Source organism: Eleftheria terrae (genome assembly GCF_030419005.1).
Taxonomy (GTDB): Bacteria; Pseudomonadota; Gammaproteobacteria; order Burkholderiales; family Burkholderiaceae_C; genus Caldimonas; species Caldimonas terrae.
The window spans coordinates 582,482-599,544 of record NZ_CP106951.1; the positions used below are offsets into that span (position 1 = coordinate 582,482).

Here is a 17,063-nt window from a genome sequence, read left to right on the forward strand (position 1 = left end):
TGCCCCGGTGTGCAGCCGGGGACAGCGGCATCCACCCGGTATAGCCGCAAGCCCCTGCTTTCGCCAGTGCATGGAGATGAGACCCGCTTGGGGGTGAACGTCACGCTGCGATCTCTGCAGGGGCGCCTTGCCAGCGGTGGGTCCTGCCACTAAACTGCTTTAGCGCTAAACAATTTAGTTTGTGCGCAGTTGCCGTGTTTCAGTTGCCGTGATCCGCGACGCAGGGCCGCCGGGGCCTGTGACGCCTGCCTTCGGAGCGCTCATGAACATCGTCTGCATCGGCGGCGGCCCGGCCGGGTTGTACTTCGCACTGTTGATGAAGCAGCAGGACCCGCGCCATGAGGTCACCGTGGTCGAGCGCAACCGGCGCGACGACACCTTTGGCTGGGGCGTGGTCTTCTCCGACCAGACCCTGGGCCGCCTGCAGGCGGCCGACCCGCCGAGCGCCGCGCAGATCCTCGGCAGCTTCAAGCACTGGGACGACATCGAGGTGCACATCCGCGGGCGGGTGCTGCGCTCCGGTGGCCACGGCTTTTGTGGCATCGGCCGCAAACGGCTGCTGCAGATCCTGCAAGAGCGCTGCGAGCAACTCGGCGTTCGGCTGCAGTTCGAGACCGAGGTGGAGAGCCTGGCTGCCTATGCCCATGCCGATCTGGTGATTGCCAGCGACGGCCTCAACAGCCGCCTGCGCAGTCGCCATGCCGACGTCTTCCAGCCCGACATCGACTTGCGGCATTGCCGTTTTGTCTGGCTCGGCACACAGCAGCGCTTCGACGCCTTCACCTTCCTGTTCGAAGCCACCGAATGGGGTTGGTTCCAGGCCCATGCCTACCGCTTCGACGACACCCATTCGACCTTCATCGTCGAGACACCCGAGCGGGTGTGGCAGCGGGCCGGCCTGCACGAGATGGACAAGCCGGCCTCCATTGCCTTCTGCGAACGCTTGTTTGCGCGCGCCCTGGGCGGCCATGCGCTGATCTCCAACGCGGCCCACTTGCGCGGTTCGGCACAGTGGATCCGTTTTCCGCGCGTGGTGTGCCGCCGTTGGGTGCATGAGGAGGGCAGCGTGCCGCTGGTGCTGATGGGGGACGCAGCGCACACCGCGCATTTTTCGATCGGCAGCGGCACCAAGCTCGCCCTGGAAGACGCGATCGAGCTGGCCCAGTGCATCGGCGCCGCACCTGGTGACCTGCAAGGCGCGCTGCAGGCCTACGAGGCGCTGCGCCGCACCGAGGTGGCCCGCCTGCAGAACGCGGCCCGCAACTCCACCGAGTGGTTCGAGAACGTCGAACGCTACGCCGGCCTGCCGCCCGAGCAGTTCGCCTATTCGCTGCTGACACGCAGCCAGCGCATCAGCCACGAGAACCTGCGGCTGCGCGATGCCACCTACGTCGAGGCGCACGAACGCTGGCTGGCACAGCGCAGCGGCGCCCAGGCGGCCGGCGGCCAGCGCCCGCCGCCGCCCATGTTCACCCCCTACACGGTGCGCGGCCTCACGCTGAAGAACCGGGTGGTCGTTTCGCCGATGGCGCAGTACTCGTGCGCCGACGGGATGCCGGGCGACTACCACCTGGCCCACCTGGGCGCGCGCGCCATGGGCGGCGCTGCCCTTGTCATGGCCGAGATGACCTGCGTGTCACCCGAGGCCCGCATCACCCCCGGTTGTCCCGGCCTGTGGAGCGACGCGCAGCGCGATGCCTGGAAGCGCATCGTCGACTTCGTGCATGGCCAGACCGATGCCCACATCGGCATCCAGCTCGGCCATGCCGGCGCCAAGGGCTCCACCCGGGTGGCGTGGGACGGCATCGACCTGCCGCTGGCCGAGGGCAACTGGCCGCTGGTGTCGGCCTCGCCGCAGCAATACCTGGAGGGCGTCAGCGCCTGGGCTCGCGAGATCACGGAGGCCGAGATGGCCCAGGTGCTCGAGCAGTTCGTGGCTGCCGCACGGCGGGCGGCCGAAGCCGGTTTCGACTGGCTGGAGCTGCATTGCGCCCACGGCTACCTGCTGTCGTCCTTCATCTCCCCATTGACCAACCGCCGCACGGACGCCTGGGGCGGCACGCTGGAGCGGCGGCTGCGCTGGCCGCTACAGGTGTTCCGCGCGGTGCGGGAGGTCTGGCCGGCAGCCCGGCCCATCTCGGTGCGCATCTCCGCCCACGACTGGGTCGAGGGGGGCATCGGGCCCGACGACGCGGTGCAGATCGCACGGGCCTTCAAGGCAGCCGGCGCCGACCTGATCGACTGTTCCTCCGGCCAGGTCAGCAAGCGTGAGCAGCCGGTGTACGGCCGCATGTTCCAGACGCCGTTCGCCGATCGCATTCGCAACGAAGCGGGCATTGCGACCATCGCGGTCGGCGCGATCACCGAGGCCGACCAGGTGAACAGCATCATCGCCGCCGGCCGGGCGGACCTCTGCGCCGTGGCGCGGCCGCACCTGGCCAATCCTGCCTGGACCTTGCATGAAGCGGCCCGCATCGGCTACTTCGACTGGCCCTGGCCGGCGCAGTACCGGGCCGCGAAGGCGCAGCTCGAGCGCCAGTTCGAGCGCGAGCGAGCCGCCGCCCAGGCGGCCGCCGCCGCGTTGCCGCCGAAGGAAGCCGCATGAGCCGCGCCTTGCCGCTGCAGGGCCGGCATGCGGTGGTCACGGGCGCCGCACGCGGCATCGGGGCGGCCATCGCCCATGCGCTGGCCGCCCAGGGTGCCCAGCTGAGCCTGCTGGGCCGGCATGAGGACGGACTGCGCCGGCTGGCCGTTGCGCTGCCGGGCGGACCGCATGCGGTAGCAGTGGCCGATGTCAGCGAGCCGGCGCAGGTGCAGGCCGCCTTCACTGCCGCCCGCGAGGCACTCGGCCCGGTGCGCCTGCTGGTCAACAACGCCGGCCAGGCCGAGAGCGCTGCCTTTGGGGCCACTTCGCTGGCGCTGTGGCAGCGCATGCTGGCGGTGAACCTGACGGGCACCTTCCTGTGCACCCAGGCGGCGCTGCCCGACATGCAGGCGGCGGGCGCCGGCCGCATCGTCAACATCGCCAGCACCGCCGCCCAGCGCGGCTATGCCTATGTCAGCGCCTATGCGGCCGCCAAGCACGGCGTGCTCGGCCTGACCCGTTCGCTCGCGCTGGAGCTGGCTCGCCAGGGCATCACCGTGAACGCCGTCTGCCCCGGCTACACCGACACCGAGCTGCTGGCCGGCAGCGTCGAGCGCCTGGTGCAGCGCACCGGCCGCAGCGCCGAGCAGGCAAGGGCGGTGTTTGCCGCCGCCAATCCGCAACAACGCCTGGTGCAGCCCCAGGAGGTGGCCGACGCGGTGCAGTGGCTCTGCAGCGACGCGGCCGCCGCGGTCACCGGGCAAGCCATTTCGGTGTCGGCAGGAGAAGTCATGTGAAGCACACCGATCCTTCCCACGCGGTGCTGCGCGAAGCCCGCGAGCTGGGCCACGAGGCGCGTGCCGGCACCCAGGACCATGCAGCGCTCAAGCTGTGGCTGCGCATGCTCTCGTGCACCACGCAGGTCGAGGCCGAGATCCGGCGCCGGTTGCGCAGCCGCTTCGGCGTGTCGCTGGCGCGCTTCGACTACATGGCCCAGCTCTACCGCCATCCCGAAGGCCTGAAGATGCGCGAGCTGTCGCGCAGCCTGATGGTCACCGGCGGCAACGTCACCGGCCTCACCGATGAGCTCGAACGCGATGCGCTGGTGATGCGCGAAAGCAGCCCGACCGACCGCCGCTCCTGGATCGTGCGGCTGACCCCGCGCGGGCGGCACACCTTCGAGGCCATGGCGGCGGAGCATGAGCAGTGGATCCTGTCCCTGTTCGGGCACCTGGACGGCAAGGACCTGCAGCGCCTCTACACCCTGCTCGGAGAGCTGCGCGTGCAGCTGATCCGCAACGACACCCCCGGCGAGGAGAAAGCATGACTTCCGGCCCGCACATGGATCCCCCCGCATCCCCGGCGGGCGATTCCCCGCCCGATCGCCCCCGCATCGACCCGGCCCTGCTGGCCGGCAACCGCCGCCCGCTGGCCGGCTACCAGGCGCGTCACTTCCTGTTCGAGGCGAACGCCGGCGTGGCCACCGTCACGCTGAACCGCCCGGAGCGCAAGAACCCCTTGACCTTCGACGCCTACGCCGAGCTGCGCGACTTGTTCCTGCAGCTGCGGCATGCGAGCGACCTGCATGCGGTGGTGCTGGCCGGGGCCGGCGGCAACTTCTGTTCCGGCGGCGATGTGCACGAGATCATCGGCCCGCTGTTGCAGCTGAAGGCCCCGGAGCTGCTGATGTTCACCCGCATGACGGGCGACCTGGTGAAGGCCATGCGCGCCTGCCCGCAGCCCATCGTGGCGGCGGTGGACGGCGTGTGCGCCGGTGCCGGCGCCATTCTCGCGATGGCGTCCGACCTGCGGCTGGGCACCGCGCGCAGCCGCTGCGCCTTCCTGTTCAACCGGGTCGGCCTGGCCGGCTGCGACATGGGCGCCTGCGCCATGCTGCCGCGCATCGTCGGGCAGGGCAGGGCGGCCGAGCTGCTGTACACCGGCCGCTCCATGGGCGGCGAAGAAGGCGAGCGCTGGGGCTTCTACAACCGGCTGTGCGACCCCGATCGCCTGTTGTCCGACGCGCAGTCGCTGGCGGCCCAGCTGGCCGGTGGCCCGACCTTCGCCAACGCGCTGACGAAGGCGATGCTGCACCAGGAATGGGCCATGGGCATCGACCAGGCCATCGAGGCCGAGGCACAGGCGCAGGCGCTGTGCATGCTGACCGGCGACTTCGGCCGGGCCTACCAGGCGTTTGTGGCGCGGCAGGCGCCGGTGTTCCAGGGAGATTGAGATGGCTGGCTCGCCCGACTACCTCGACTGGCCGTTCTTCGACGAGGGGCACCGCCGGCTCGCGGCCGAGCTGGCCGACTGGGCCGACACCCAGCTGCCCGCCGCCCACGGCCCCGACGTGGATGCGGAATGCCGGGCGCTGGTGCGCCTGCTGGGCCGCGCCGGCTGGCTGGCGCACGTGGTGGCGGGGCGCGAATACGGCGGCGCGGCCGACCGCATCGACACCCGCACCCTCTGCCTGCTGCGCGAAGCCCTGGCCCGCCACAGCGGCCTGGCCGATTTCGCGCTGGCCATGCAGGGCCTGGGCTCCGGAGCCATCAGCCTGTGCGGCACGCCGGCCCAGAAGCAGGCCTGGCTGCCGCGCGTGGTCCGCGGTGAGGCGATTGCGGCGTTTGCGCTGTCGGAACCGCAGGCCGGCTCGGATGTCGCGGCCCTGTCCTGCCAGGCACGCGTGGAGGGCGACCATGCGGTGCTCGATGGCGAGAAGACCTGGATCTCCAATGGCGGCATTGCCGACTTCTATGTCGTGTTTGCGCGCAGCGGCGAGGCGCCGGGCTCGCGCGGCATTTCGGCCTTCATCGTCGCTGCCGACACCCCGGGGTTGCAGGTGGCCGAGCGCATCCAGGTGATGGCGCCGCATCCGCTCGCCCGGCTGCGCCTGCAGGACTGCCGGGTGCCGCTGTCGCAGCGCCTCGGCGAAGCCGGCGAAGGCTTCAAGATCGCGATGCGCACGCTCGACGTGTTCCGCACTTCGGTGGCTGCCGCCGCGCTCGGCTTTGCCCGCCGTGCCCTGGACGAAGCGCTGCAGCGCGCCACCAGCCGTCGCCTGTTCGATCACGCGCTGGCGGATTTCCAGCTGACGCAGGCGAAGCTGGCGCAGATGGCCACCACGCTCGACAGCGCGGCGCTGCTGACCTGGCGTGCCGCCTGGCAGCGCGACCAGGGCCGCAGCGTGACGATGGAAGCGGCCATGGCAAAACTGGCTGCCACCGAGGGCGCCCAGTACATCATCGACGCCGCGGTGCAGATCTGGGGCGGCCAGGGCGTGGTGAGCGGCCAGCAGGTGGAGCAGCTGTACCGCGAGATCCGCGCGCTGCGCATCTATGAAGGGGCGAGCGAGGTGCAGCAGCTCATCATCGCCCGTGAACTGCTGAAAGCGAGGACCGCATGAACCAGGTGCTCCTGCCGCCGGGCTGGCCGCGTCCACGGGGTTATGCCAATGGCGTGGTGGCTCGCGGCCGGCAGGTGTTCATCGCCGGCATGATCGGCTGGGACACCGAGGGCCGCTTCGCCAGCGACGACTTCGCCGAGCAGGCCGCCCAGGCGCTGCGCAACCTGGTGGCCGTGCTGCACGAGGCCGGCGGCCGGCCCGAGCACCTGGTGCGGCTGACGTGGTACGTGACCGACAAGCGCGAATACCTCGCCGCCGGCCCGGCGCTCGGCCGGGCCTATCGCGACATCATCGGCGCCTACAACGCCGCGATGACCGCGGTCCAGGTGGTGGCGCTGATCGAAGACCGCGCCAAGGTGGAGATCGAGGCGACCGCCGTCATTCCCGATCCTGCTTGAGCCGGGCAGGGCGGGGGAGGGCCGGGGCCCGCCCTGCCGCGCGGCTCAGGCCGGACCGGCCAGGGACGCTTGCGACGCGAGCACCCGGGCCACCACGCCGCCCAGCTCCTCCACGCAGTTCTGCTTGTGCAGCAGTTCCCGCACGCCGGCCTGCAGGGCCTCTGTGCGCAGTTCCTCGGTCATGTAGCCCGTGACGATCAGCACCGGCAGGTCCGGGCGGGCCTGCAGGGCCCGCCGCGCCAGGGCCAGCCCGTCCAGCTCGGGCATGTTGTAGTCGGTCACCAGCAGGTCGCACTGGCCCGGGCGCTGCTGCAGCGCCTGCGCCGCCAGCCGCGGGTCGGCGTAGCAGGTCACCTGATAGCCCAGGCGTTGCAGCAGCGCTTCCAGGGTCAGCAACACCATCTCGTCGTCGTCGACACAGACCACCCGCTGCCCGCCGCCGTGCACCGCGTCCAGTGCGCCGGGCGCCGTGCTGGCGAAGTCCTCCGACGGGTCGTGCAGGGCAGGCAGGTAGAGGTGGAAGGTGCTGCCCTCGCCGGGCGCGCTGTCGACCCGCAGGGCACCGTCATGGACCATCGTCATGCCGTGCACCACCGCCAGGCCCAGCCCGGTGCCCTGGCCGGTGGGGCGGGTGGTGAAGAACGGCTCGAAGATGCGGCGCCGGGTCTCGGCGTCCATGCCGTCGCCATTGTCCTGGACCCACAGGTGCGCATGGCAGCCGGGGGTGAGGGCGCCGAGGCTGGCCACCTCATCGGGCCCCAGGTTGGCCTCGTCCAGTCCGACCACGATGCGCCCGCCGCCGGGCGGCAGTGCCTGGCGCGCGTTGTGGCACAGCTGGAGCAGGGCCTGTTGCAGCTGGTTGGCGTCCACCACGACGAACAGCGGATCCTGGCTGATGCGTGCGACCAGCTCGACCTCTTCGGGCAGGCCGTTGCGCACCAGCTCCAGCGCTTCCTGCACCAGCGGCGACAGCAGGCGCTGCGTGCGCTGGCGAGCCTGCTTGCCGCCGAAGGCCAGCAGGTGCTGCACCAGCGCGCGCGCCCGCTGGCTGGAGGTGCGGATCTGCCCCAGGTGGTGCAGGGCGGCATGGCCCTGCGGCAGCTTGTCCTGTGCCAGCTCCAGGTTGCCGAGCACGGCGCCCAGGATGTTGTTGAACTCGTGGGCGAGGCCGCCGGCCAGGGTGCCGATGGACTCCAGCCGCTGGGCCTGGCGCAGCTGGTCTTCGAGCGCCCGTCGCTCCGCTTCCGCGCGCTTGCGCTCGGTGATGTCGCGCTCGACGGCGACGAAGTGGGTGCAGCGGCCCTGGGCATCGTGGATCGGCGAGATTTCCATCTCCACCCAGTGTTCGCGGCCCGTGCGGGTGTAGTTGATCAACTCGGCGCGCACGCCGCGCCGCTCGGCCAGCGCGGCCCGTATGCGGTCCAGCTCGTCCCGCCGGGTGCGCGGGCCTTGCAGGAAACGCGGATTCCGGCCCAGCACCTCGTCCCGGACATAGCCCGAAAGCCGCTCGAACGCGCCGTTCACGTACACGATGCGCGGCCCGGGCGCATCGACCTGTGCGTCGGTGATCATCACGATGTCATTGAGGTGGCCGATGCTGCTTTCCAGCAGGTGCAGCTGCTCCATCCAGGCGCGCCGCTCGCTGACATCGCGAAAGTAGACCGCAAGGCCTTCGTCCGACGGAAAGTTGCGCACCTCGAACCAGCGCTGCACCGGCGGGTAGTAAGCCTCGAACACGTGCGGGCGTTGCTCGGCCACCGCGGCGCGCGCCTCCAGCTCGAAGGCCGTGCCGAGCGCATCGGGAAACACCTCCCACAGCACGCGGCCCAGCACCTGGTCGCGGCGGCGTTGCAGCAGGCGCTCGAACTCCTTGTTGACACCCAGCAGCCGCCAGGAGCGGTCGACGGCGTAGAAGGCATCGGTGATGCTGTCGAGCGTGCGTGTCAGCCGCGAGGCGATGCGTTGTACCGCCTGCTCGGCCTGGATCTTTTCGGAAATGTCCTGCAGCGCTCCGTGGACCTGCACGATGTGCCCGCCGGCGTCGCGCACCGCCTTGCCGATCATGCGCACGGCGCGGCGGGTGCCGGTGGCGCTCACCAGATCGAGTTCCAGGTCAAAGGGATCGCCGCGGCGGATGCAGCGGACATAGGCGTGGCGCAGGGCACGGCGGCAGGCGGGCACGAAGAACAACAGGGCCGAGCGCAGCTCGGGAGGCGAGCCGGGGGGCAGGTCGTGGATCGAGGCGGTTTCCTCCGACCAGTGCACCCGGCCACTGGCCACGTCCACCTGCCAGCCGCCCAGGTGCGCCACCCGGCCGGCAATGGCCAGCAGGGAGCCGCTCAGTTGCAGCCGGTCGTCTGCCTCGGCGACTGCCAGGAGGGCGCGGCGGCGCATTTCCATTTGAAGCATCACCTGCTGGGCCAGCGTGCTCAGCGCCTCGTGCTGCTGCGCATCGAGTACCCGCGGCACCCGGTCGAGCACGGCCAGCGTGCCGAGCGCGAAGCCGCTGGGCGACCGCAGCGGCACACCGGCATAAAAACGCAGCCCGGGCGGGCCGAGCACCAGGGGATTGTCGTGGAAGCGGGGATGGACGCTGGCGTCCTCGACGATCAGCGGCTCGCGCCCCTCGATGGCCGCGGCGCAGAAGGCGATGGAGCGCGGCGTTTCCTGCAGGCCGGGGTCGAACCCCACGGTGGCCTTGAACCACTGGCGGTGTTCGTCCACCAGGGTGATGGTGGCCATCGGCGTCCCGCAGATGTAGGCGGCCAGGCAGGCCAGCCGGTCGAAGTCGGGCTCCGGCGCGGTATCGAGAATGCGATAGGACTGCAAGGCCTGCAGCCGGCCGGTTTCGTCGCCGAAGACGATCGGTGGTGAACGTTCGGGAGACCGCATTGGTCGCATGCCCCTCGGATGAACGACAAACAGACGGCTTGTGGCCGACATGAACCTTTGCAATCGTCATGCCCCTGGAGGCGGTTGGCGTACAGCGACGAAAAACGACAGCAAGGCGATGGAAAAATGGAGGATGTCAAGCGGGAGCGACGGTGCTGTGAGCCGCTTTTCCCGAATTTTCCAGAATGTGCGTTATGTCAACTCATGCTGGCGTGTCGCCTGGTTAGAACAGCCCATCGCCATCGGACAACCTGCCGCCGCTCCTCGCGACGGCCACCAACGCGCCTCGAATCCGCGCTTTGCATCGGGCTGCCCCAGCGCTCCCCGCGTTGCTGGGTGCGTCCAGCTTCGGCCTCGAGGGATCGACACCTGCTCGGTGGCCCTATTCAGTTTCCATGCTCGACTTGCTCAGGCTGACAGGCTGGCTCGTCCGCCACGCGGTTCGCCGTCCCCCGGCCCGCCGGCCCCGACCCCGGGGACTGGGGAACCGGCGACGACCACCGGCGACCGTGCGCCACGGCTGGTGATGAGTTTCAGCCGCGCAACGCCGCTTCGATCGTCGCGATGTCGATCTTTCTCATCTGCATCATCGCGTCGAAGGCGCGCTTGGCCGCCGCTCGGTCCGGATGGGCGATCGCGGCAATGAGGACCCGGGGCGTGATCTGCCACGACAGGCCCCACTTGTCCTTGCACCAGCCGCAGGCGCTCTCCTGGCCGCCGTTGTCGACAATCGCATGCCAGAGCCGATCAGTCTCGGCTTGGTCGTCCGTCGCCACCTGGAACGAGAACGCCTCGCTGTGCTTGAACGCCGGGCCACCGTTGAGCCCGAGGCACGGAATGCCCATCACCGTGAATTCGACCGTCAGCACGTCGTCTTGCTTGCCCGACGGGTAATCGCCCGGCGCGCGGTGGATCGCTCCCACCGCGCTGTTGGGGAATGTCTCGGCGTAGAACTGCGCGGCCTCCAGGGCGGTGCCGTCATACCAGAGACAGAGGGTGTTCTTGCTGATCACATTCGTTCTCCCGTTCATGACCGGTGTGGGGCGGGCCACCGCGCAACCGCAGGGGTTCGTTGAGACGACACTGCAGTGCAAGGGCCTGCCGGCCGTCGATATTAGACGCCCCCTCATGGCGACGAGCGAGGTGGTGGCCCGTGAAGCCCGAGCTTTCTGCATGAACGGCATTCGCAGCGCGGCGCTGCGCTGGCAGTCGGGCTGCTCGAGGCCTGGATCGCTCGTCGCCACCAGTCCCACGACCCACGGCGGTCGCGACCCCCTTCCAGCGGGGCAGCGTCAACGTGTCGGGCGCACTGCCCTCCTCCCCCTCGCTGATGACCCTGGTGGCGGCCAGGCCGCCTCCCGCCACCCTCGGGACGCGCCGGTTGTCCGTGCGCTAGGGCCGGGCGCCGTCCGCAACTCCCATAATGCGTGCAGCTTCATTCCACGGGCTGAAAGGGGCGATCCCCATGAGCGTTGACCTGCAACGTCGTCGTCTCCTTGTCGAAGGAGCCACAACGGCACTGAACACCACCTTGGCAGCAAGCAGCCTCGCCGGCTGTGGCGGCGGTCAGGACGTGCCTGCCGAAGCCACCGGCTCCGCGGGCCAGGCGCAAGGGCTCTCCGGCTTTGTGGACCCGTATACCTTCGAGGTGAAGAAAGGGCCCGACGGCTCGGCAATGACCTCGCCGGTCTCCAACGGCGAAACATGGGTCATCGCGAACACTGGCGGGAAACGCCGCGTGCAGTGCTTTGCGGGCGTCCCCAAGGCAAGGGCGGACACCAATCCCACCCCTTCCGCCGGCTTGATCAAGGACGCAGTGGCGCAGCCCTGGAGCGTCCAGTTCGGCACATCAGACAGGAAGGCTTATACCGCCTGCACCTTCGACAAGGAAACGCAGGACGGCATCAACCAGAACATGGAGGCGAGTGGCGATCCTCCTTGCCGGGTGGAGGTGCAGGCCGCGTCGCTCCACCAACATCTGGGTGAGAAGCGGGTCTTCTTCAATGCGGAATTTCGGCGTCTGTTCATGCTGCAGCGCAAGGGCGACGGGTTGGTTGCACGGCACCCGCGGGTTCAGCTGTACAGCCATCAAGTCCCGAACCGGAGATGGCTGCGCTTCTATTGCCATTTCCATCTGGGCGATGCCGCCTTTGAATGGAACCTGAAAGGAGAGTCGGTCCTGATTTTCCAGTTCAAGGGAGAGAACAAGGCCGGCAGCATCGGCCAGGCGTTCAACTATCCGTCGGTGACGCTTGAATTGCGTAAGAACACCCTTGACCAGGAGGTCGACAACAAGTTCGACGTGGTGATGACCCGCAGGCTCAGGAACGAACAGCCGGAGCAGGAAGTCGCGCGAGTGCCCGGGCTGCTGGTCGTGGAAAACGGCATCAGGCAGGTGCACCGGTTTGTCATCGACATCTTTCCCGACTGGCTCAGCCAGGCGGACGGTGGCCAGGCCTCTCTGGCCCTGTGGCACGACCGGCAGGCTGTCCGGATGCTGAGCTCCGCGGACGCGCCGCGGTATTTCCTGACCGACAACACGATCTATGGTCCGGCGACGCCGGACCTCTACCGGGCCATGTGGGGGCTGTACAGGTACCGCCTCACCGAGCCGGCCAACAACGATGCCTGCATCGTCTGGCACCACGCGGAAGTGCGAATCGCCGACCCAAATGCTGCCGGCTTGAATCCTCCGTAGGTCCCTTCCCTTGCATCGGCCGGCCTTCCACGCGCCAGCCGGCCTGCCGGCATCACGGCCGGCGCGGCACCCGCTTGACCGGAAACGCGTCGCGCATCTGCCGGGCCCGCTTGACCTGGTCGGTGTGCAGGTAGACCGAGGTCGTGGCCACCGACGCATGCCGCAGGTTGTCGCGCACGGTGGTGAGTTCCGCGCCGTAGGCCAGGGCATGGGTGGCGTGGGTGTGGCGCATCCAGTGCGGGGTGGCGCGGCGGAGCTTCTCCGCGGTCGCGGGGCTCGACGGCTCGAGCCGCTCGGCAGCGTGCCGGAAGAACCGCTGCAGGATGGCCCACAGCCGCGCCGGCGTGATGCCGCTGCCGTCCTCCGCGAGGCTGGGCACCAAGGGCGTGCCCGGGTCCCACCGCGCACGCGTCACCGGCAGGTGGCGCTGCACCAGGTAGTTCTCCAGCGCCGCCATGGCCGACAGCGGCACCGCCACTTCGCCCTCCTTGTTCCCCTTGCCGATCACCTTCAGCCAGTCGTCGCCATGGTCATCGCGCCGCAGGGCGCCAAGCCGCGCGGCCACCACCTCGTGGGGACGCAGACCCGTGGCATACCAGAAGTCGAGCAGAAAGCGCAGCCGCTGGGCGCCCTCCTTGGTCCAGCCGCCGGTCCATTCGATGGCATCGGCAATGGAGCGCAGCAAGGGCCACTCGTGCTCGGAGAAGCCGCGGGCCGCGTCCAGCGGCGCGCTGCGCTTGGCGCCTTTCACCGTGACGCCGGAGAACGGGTTGGCCAGCAGGTAGCGCTGCTCGATCAGCCAGCGGTACAAGGCGCCGATGACCGACAGCGCGTAGGCCACCGAGCGCGCCGACAGGGCACCCTGGAAGGGGCGCCATTCCGGCGAGCTGCGGGAGCGTGCCGGGCCGACCCAGCGATCGCGCGGTGTGGGGCGGCGCAGAAACTGCCGGTAGGCGATCGCGTCCTCGGTGGTCAGTGACGACAGCGCCCTGCCCCGCTCCAGGATGGCCCAGAGCATCAGGCGCTCGGCTTCCTTGCGATAGGCCCTCTGCGTGGCGGGCGACTCCTGCAAGGCAAGCCAGGCCTGCACCGCCTGGTAGTCGTTGGTGGCAGCCAAGGTGCAGGTGGCTTGCGGTGCACGGAACTGCCCGCGCGATCCGTCGACCTCGGCAGGCACCACCAGCTGCTCCCAAGGCGCCGTCTCCGAGGCGGGCACGACGATGAGCGCCCTCGCCCGCTCGGTGAGTTGCGGATGGGCCGCGAAAAACGCTTCGATCTGCGCGGCGCCGTGTGCACCCAGGCCGCGGATGCTGGCCCACCAGCGTCGCCGCCGGGGAATGCGCAGCGTCAGCTCCGCCAGCGTGCGGATGCCCTGCTGCTGCAAGGCCCCGACCGCGCGGGCCGGCAACCACCGTGCAATGTCGTCGGTGATCAGCGGCTGAGGCAGCGGCATTCGACGCAGCGCCTCGACGGTACGCAGCACCGCCTTGGCCCGTTCGAGCCGCTCGGCAGGCGGGTGCAGGATCACCTCGGCCAGTTCATCGCGGTGCCGCGCCCGCGCGAACAGCGCCAGCTTGCGCCGGATGGCGGTGATCATGGCTCGAGACGACTGCCCGGTCGCCTTGCGATCGCCGAGGTAATGCACCACCGCCTGGCGCGCTGGCAGCCCGGCATACCAGCCACGCAGGGCGGCCAGCTCGGCCGGGCTGGGAAAGCCCTGCGGATCGCAATCCTGTGCAAGGGCCATGGCGGTGTTGGAAGATTTCATGCCCAGCAGTTTATGCAGATGGAGCTGCTATTGCGATAAGAAGAGTTATCGCAATAGTCGTTTTTTGGCATTGTGCGATGGGCCTGAAGGACCTGAGGGACCGGACGCCCGGCGGACAACGGAGGCGTTGGCCTGCCTGCCGCTCAGCTGAGTCCAGCTCAGCCCAGCCCAGCGGCGCGCAGGACGAATCAGCATGAAGGCCGGCGAGCAGCGCCGCGGCGGCCGAGGCGGTCAGCGGTGGCCGAACCGAGGAGTGAGCCGGCGGCCAGCGAGTGCGAGGGCACTGCGCGGCGGGGAAGCAGGACAGCTGCCCTGTCCTGGGTTCTTGCGGGAGGCCGCAGCGGCCTCCCCTTCAGCCGGGGTCGGTCTCTCAGAACACCAGGAACGCGGCCGCGGCGACCAGGGTGGGGCCCAGCGCCCCGAGCAGCAGTCCACCGGCGCCCACCGTCTCGTCGGCGAAGCCGCGTTTCAGCAGGGCCACGCCGGCCGGATTGGGTGCGTTCGCAATGACGGTGAGGCCACCGCCGGCGACCGCGCCACTGACGAGCATGTACTTGGCCGGGTCCGACATGCCGGAGATCAGCGAGCCGAGGTAGGTCAGCGCCGCGTTGTCGGTGATGGCCGTCAAGCCCAGCGCACCGAAGAACAGCGCGACCGGCTCCAGCTGGGAGACGATGGGCTGCAGCCACCACCGCTGCATGCCGCCCAGCACGACCAGGCCCGCCAGAAAGAAGGCCACCAGCAGCGCTTCCCTGATCAACAGCGGGCTTTGGTGCCGCTCGTAGGCCTGCGTGAACCCTAGGAACAGCAGAAACAGGCCGAGGAAGGCCACCGGGTGATGGGCGAGCACCACCACGCCGCACAGCAGCGCGAGGTGGATGATCGCCACCGTCAAGGGCACCCGCTGGCCGCCCGGCCCTGCGGCGGCCTCCGCTTCCGCGGAGCCCAGGTGGCGGCGCAGCGCATAGGTGGCGATGGATGCATTGATGATGACGGCGAGGGCCGCCTTCCAGCCGAAATGCGCCAGCATGAAGCCGCTGCTCCATTGCCAGGTGGACGCGACCATCAGGACCGGAGGTGCGGCATAGGAAGTGAGCGTGCCACCGATCGACACGTTGACGAAGAGCACGCCCAGGGCGAGGTACTTCACCCGCTCCGGCAGCTCGGTGCGGAACACCCGCGGCGCGAGCATCAGGGCCGCGATGGTCATGGCGGCCGGCTCAGTGATCACCGAGCCCAGCAGGGGCACGGCCGCGAGGCCGAGCCAGGTCATTGCGACGGGCTGTGGCAAGGGCAGCAGCCGTGCCAGCCAGCCGACCAGCCATTGCACCGTGAGCAGCACCGGCCGTGAGGCGGCAACCACCATGACGACGAAAACGAACAGCGGCTCGGTGTAGTTGCGCGATTCCACGTACTGCAACGCTGGCCCCGAGCCGAGCAGCAGCGCCAGGCTGATCACCAGCACGATCGCCCAGAGGCCGAAGACCACCTCCACCTCGCCGAGCAGGTGGAACAGGCCTTCGTGGCGTGGATACCGATGGGAGAGCCGCTCGAAGTTCTTGGCGGTGAAGGTGTGGATGAGCGCCAGCGCGAAAAGGACGGCGGCGACCAGTTCCGAGGTGTGAGCAGACATGGCAGGACAGGCGTGAACAAGCCGCGAGGCGGCCCGACCGTCGCGTCAACCTGCTGCGTCGCCGTTCGGCCACCCAACACCCGAGGGCGAAGTCTAACGCAGACCCGCTTCCCGGCTGGCGCTGGGGTGCTTCCCGCACGGCGTCGCCGGCCGCACGTCAGCCTGCGGCAGCGATGCCCCGCGCGCCGCGCCGCGGCGATCTCAGCTTCAGCCGCACCCTGCGCCAGGCGATGATGATGCCGGTGCCGCTCAACAGCACGCCGCCCACGCTCAGCGTGATGAGCACGATGTCCCACAAGGGCCGGCGTTCCAGCAGCGGCAGCCAGTCCCAGCTGTGCAGCATGGCGAACAGCCAGCGGCTGATGCGCCGGCTGTCGTCGGTGCGGCCCAGCACGGCGCCGGTGTGGGGGTCGATGTGCACCCAGGTTGCATGCGCATCCGCGAACACCACGCGCCATATCGGCAGCGGCTTGTCTGTGCCGCCGGTCATCGTGTGGGCGTCGCGGGTGTAGTAGTGCAGGTCATAGGTGGTGAGCCGCTCCACTCGCGCGACACGGCTGGGCAGCAGGCGGGACGCCGCGGCCAGCAGTGCGCCGGGGTCGAGGGTGCGTTGGCGGCCCGTCCGGCTGTCGAGCAGCGCGGGGCGCCCGCCAGCGCCGAGCACCCGCACCGTGGTCTCGCCCAGTGTGCGAACCCATTGCAACTCGCGCCCCGCCCCACCGGCGGAGGCGACCAGCGCCTGCGGCGGCAGGTCCTGCGCATCGATCGCCAGGGGGCCGCCCTGCAGCGCTTCGGTGCGCAGCGGCGGCGCGCCGTTGTCGAACACCCGCCACGGGTTCATCGACATCAGGCCACTGAAGATCCAGGTGAGCGTGACCGCGGCGAACAACAGGCCCGAGAGGTGGTGCCAGCGCATCATGCCGCCGCGATAGGGTGTGCGGGAGCCGCTGCGGTACGGTTGGCCAAAGCGCCAGCGCAGCAGGCCGACGACCGTTCCGCTGAGCGCGGCCACGATGCCGCCGATCGACAGCCAGTTGACGATGTCGGCCCAGTAGCGGTCGAAACCGTTGCCGCGGAAGGGGTAGAGCCAGTGGATCCAGGCGCCGGCGTAGTTCCATAGGCGCTCGGCCCGCGGCGCGTCGCGCACCACTTCGCCGGTGCGGCCCGACACATACAGCAGCGTCTGAGCGTCGTCCTGCAACTGCACCCGGTGCAGCGGCCGGTGCGGGTCGAGGGCCCGTGAATGGGTGAACGCATCCTCATCGACCGTGCCGAGGTATCGCAGCCCGGTGCTGCCACCCGCATAGGCGGCCGCGCTCGCCATGGCATGCCCGGCGTCGATCGAGCGCAGCACCCCGCCATGCCGGGCGTCGATGACCACCGGCGGCTGGCCGGGCTGCTGGGGCATGGCCAGGTAGACGGCCCGGCCGCCGCTGGCCACCGCGAGCCGCAGCGCCTTCAGCGGCTGCGGCACGCCGGCCGCCTCGAGCGCCTGCGCTGGCCCGAGCAGCGGGCCCACCGTGTCGAGGGGCGGAAGGTGTTGCAGGCGCTCGGCCTCGGTGAGCTTGGGGTAGCCCACATACATCATCACGACGCCGGAGACGAACCACATCGCGAAGAAGAGGCAGGCGACCACGCCCAGCCAGCGGTGGACCAGGAACAGCCAGCGCTTGACGGAAGCTCCCAT

General features: G+C 69.7%; 12 protein-coding genes. 7 read left to right on the forward strand and 5 right to left on the reverse strand.

Annotation, left to right across the window (positions count from 1 at the left end):
- The first annotated feature begins 262 nt into the window (after positions 1-262).
- Genes N7L95_RS02820 through N7L95_RS02845 form a run of 6 tightly spaced genes read left to right on the forward strand, consistent with a single transcriptional unit; the run spans position 263 to position 6,385 of the window.
- Positions 263-2,605 carry a bifunctional salicylyl-CoA 5-hydroxylase/oxidoreductase gene (locus N7L95_RS02820; RefSeq protein ID WP_301258294.1) on the forward strand — a complete coding sequence of 781 codons (2,343 nt, stop codon included), beginning with the start codon at positions 263-265 and terminating at the stop codon, positions 2,603-2,605.
- A complete protein-coding gene (locus N7L95_RS02825) occupies positions 2,602-3,381 on the forward strand; it encodes an SDR family NAD(P)-dependent oxidoreductase (protein ID WP_301258295.1) in 780 nt (259 codons plus the stop codon). Before N7L95_RS02820 ends, N7L95_RS02825 begins: the two co-directional genes overlap by 4 nt.
- Positions 3,378-3,911, forward strand: coding sequence for a MarR family winged helix-turn-helix transcriptional regulator (locus N7L95_RS02830; protein WP_301258296.1), 534 nt, complete (start codon positions 3,378-3,380; stop codon positions 3,909-3,911). Before N7L95_RS02825 ends, N7L95_RS02830 begins: the two co-directional genes overlap by 4 nt.
- A 14-nt stretch (positions 3,912-3,925) precedes the next feature.
- Positions 3,926-4,816 carry an enoyl-CoA hydratase family protein gene (locus tag N7L95_RS02835; protein WP_301260052.1) on the forward strand — a complete coding sequence of 297 codons (891 nt, stop codon included), beginning with the start codon at positions 3,926-3,928 and terminating at the stop codon, positions 4,814-4,816.
- A gap of 1 nt (position 4,817) precedes the next feature.
- Positions 4,818-5,987: an acyl-CoA dehydrogenase family protein gene (locus tag N7L95_RS02840; RefSeq protein ID WP_301258297.1), complete on the forward strand. Its 1,170-nt coding sequence runs from the start codon at positions 4,818-4,820 to the stop codon at positions 5,985-5,987.
- A complete protein-coding gene (locus tag N7L95_RS02845; protein ID WP_301258298.1) occupies positions 5,984-6,385 on the forward strand; it encodes a RidA family protein in 402 nt (133 codons plus the stop codon). The genes N7L95_RS02840 and N7L95_RS02845 overlap by 4 nt, the downstream gene beginning before the upstream one ends.
- A gap of 45 nt (positions 6,386-6,430) precedes the next feature.
- On the opposite strand, the gene N7L95_RS02850 is transcribed toward N7L95_RS02845, so the two are convergent.
- Positions 6,431-9,277 carry a PAS domain S-box protein gene (locus N7L95_RS02850; protein WP_301258299.1) on the reverse strand — a complete coding sequence of 949 codons (2,847 nt, stop codon included), beginning with the start codon at positions 9,275-9,277 and terminating at the stop codon, positions 6,431-6,433.
- A 533-nt stretch (positions 9,278-9,810) separates the two neighbouring features.
- The gene (locus N7L95_RS02855) at positions 9,811-10,290 is read right to left on the reverse strand and encodes a VOC family protein (protein WP_301258300.1); all 480 of its coding nucleotides are present in this window, start codon (positions 10,288-10,290) and stop codon (positions 9,811-9,813) included.
- A gap of 452 nt (positions 10,291-10,742) precedes the next feature.
- Between N7L95_RS02855 and N7L95_RS02860 the strand changes: the two genes are divergently transcribed.
- Positions 10,743-11,975 (forward strand): hypothetical protein, encoded by a 1,233-nt coding sequence (locus N7L95_RS02860; RefSeq protein WP_301258301.1) that lies wholly within the window; start codon positions 10,743-10,745, stop codon positions 11,973-11,975.
- A 52-nt stretch (positions 11,976-12,027) separates the two neighbouring features.
- Here N7L95_RS02860 and N7L95_RS02865 read toward each other — a convergent pair whose 3' ends face one another.
- The 3 genes from N7L95_RS02865 to N7L95_RS02875 all read right to left on the reverse strand — a co-directional run bounded on the left by N7L95_RS02865 (position 12,028) and on the right by N7L95_RS02875 (position 17,063).
- A complete protein-coding gene (locus N7L95_RS02865; protein WP_435870055.1) occupies positions 12,028-13,743 on the reverse strand; it encodes a site-specific integrase in 1,716 nt (571 codons plus the stop codon).
- A 370-nt stretch (positions 13,744-14,113) separates the two neighbouring features.
- On the reverse strand, positions 14,114-15,376 hold the full coding sequence (locus N7L95_RS02870; RefSeq protein WP_301258302.1) for a putative Na+/H+ antiporter: 1,263 nt from the start codon (positions 15,374-15,376) through the stop codon (positions 14,114-14,116).
- A gap of 157 nt (positions 15,377-15,533) precedes the next feature.
- The gene (locus tag N7L95_RS02875; protein WP_301258303.1) at positions 15,534-17,063 is read right to left on the reverse strand and encodes a PepSY domain-containing protein; all 1,530 of its coding nucleotides are present in this window, start codon (positions 17,061-17,063) and stop codon (positions 15,534-15,536) included.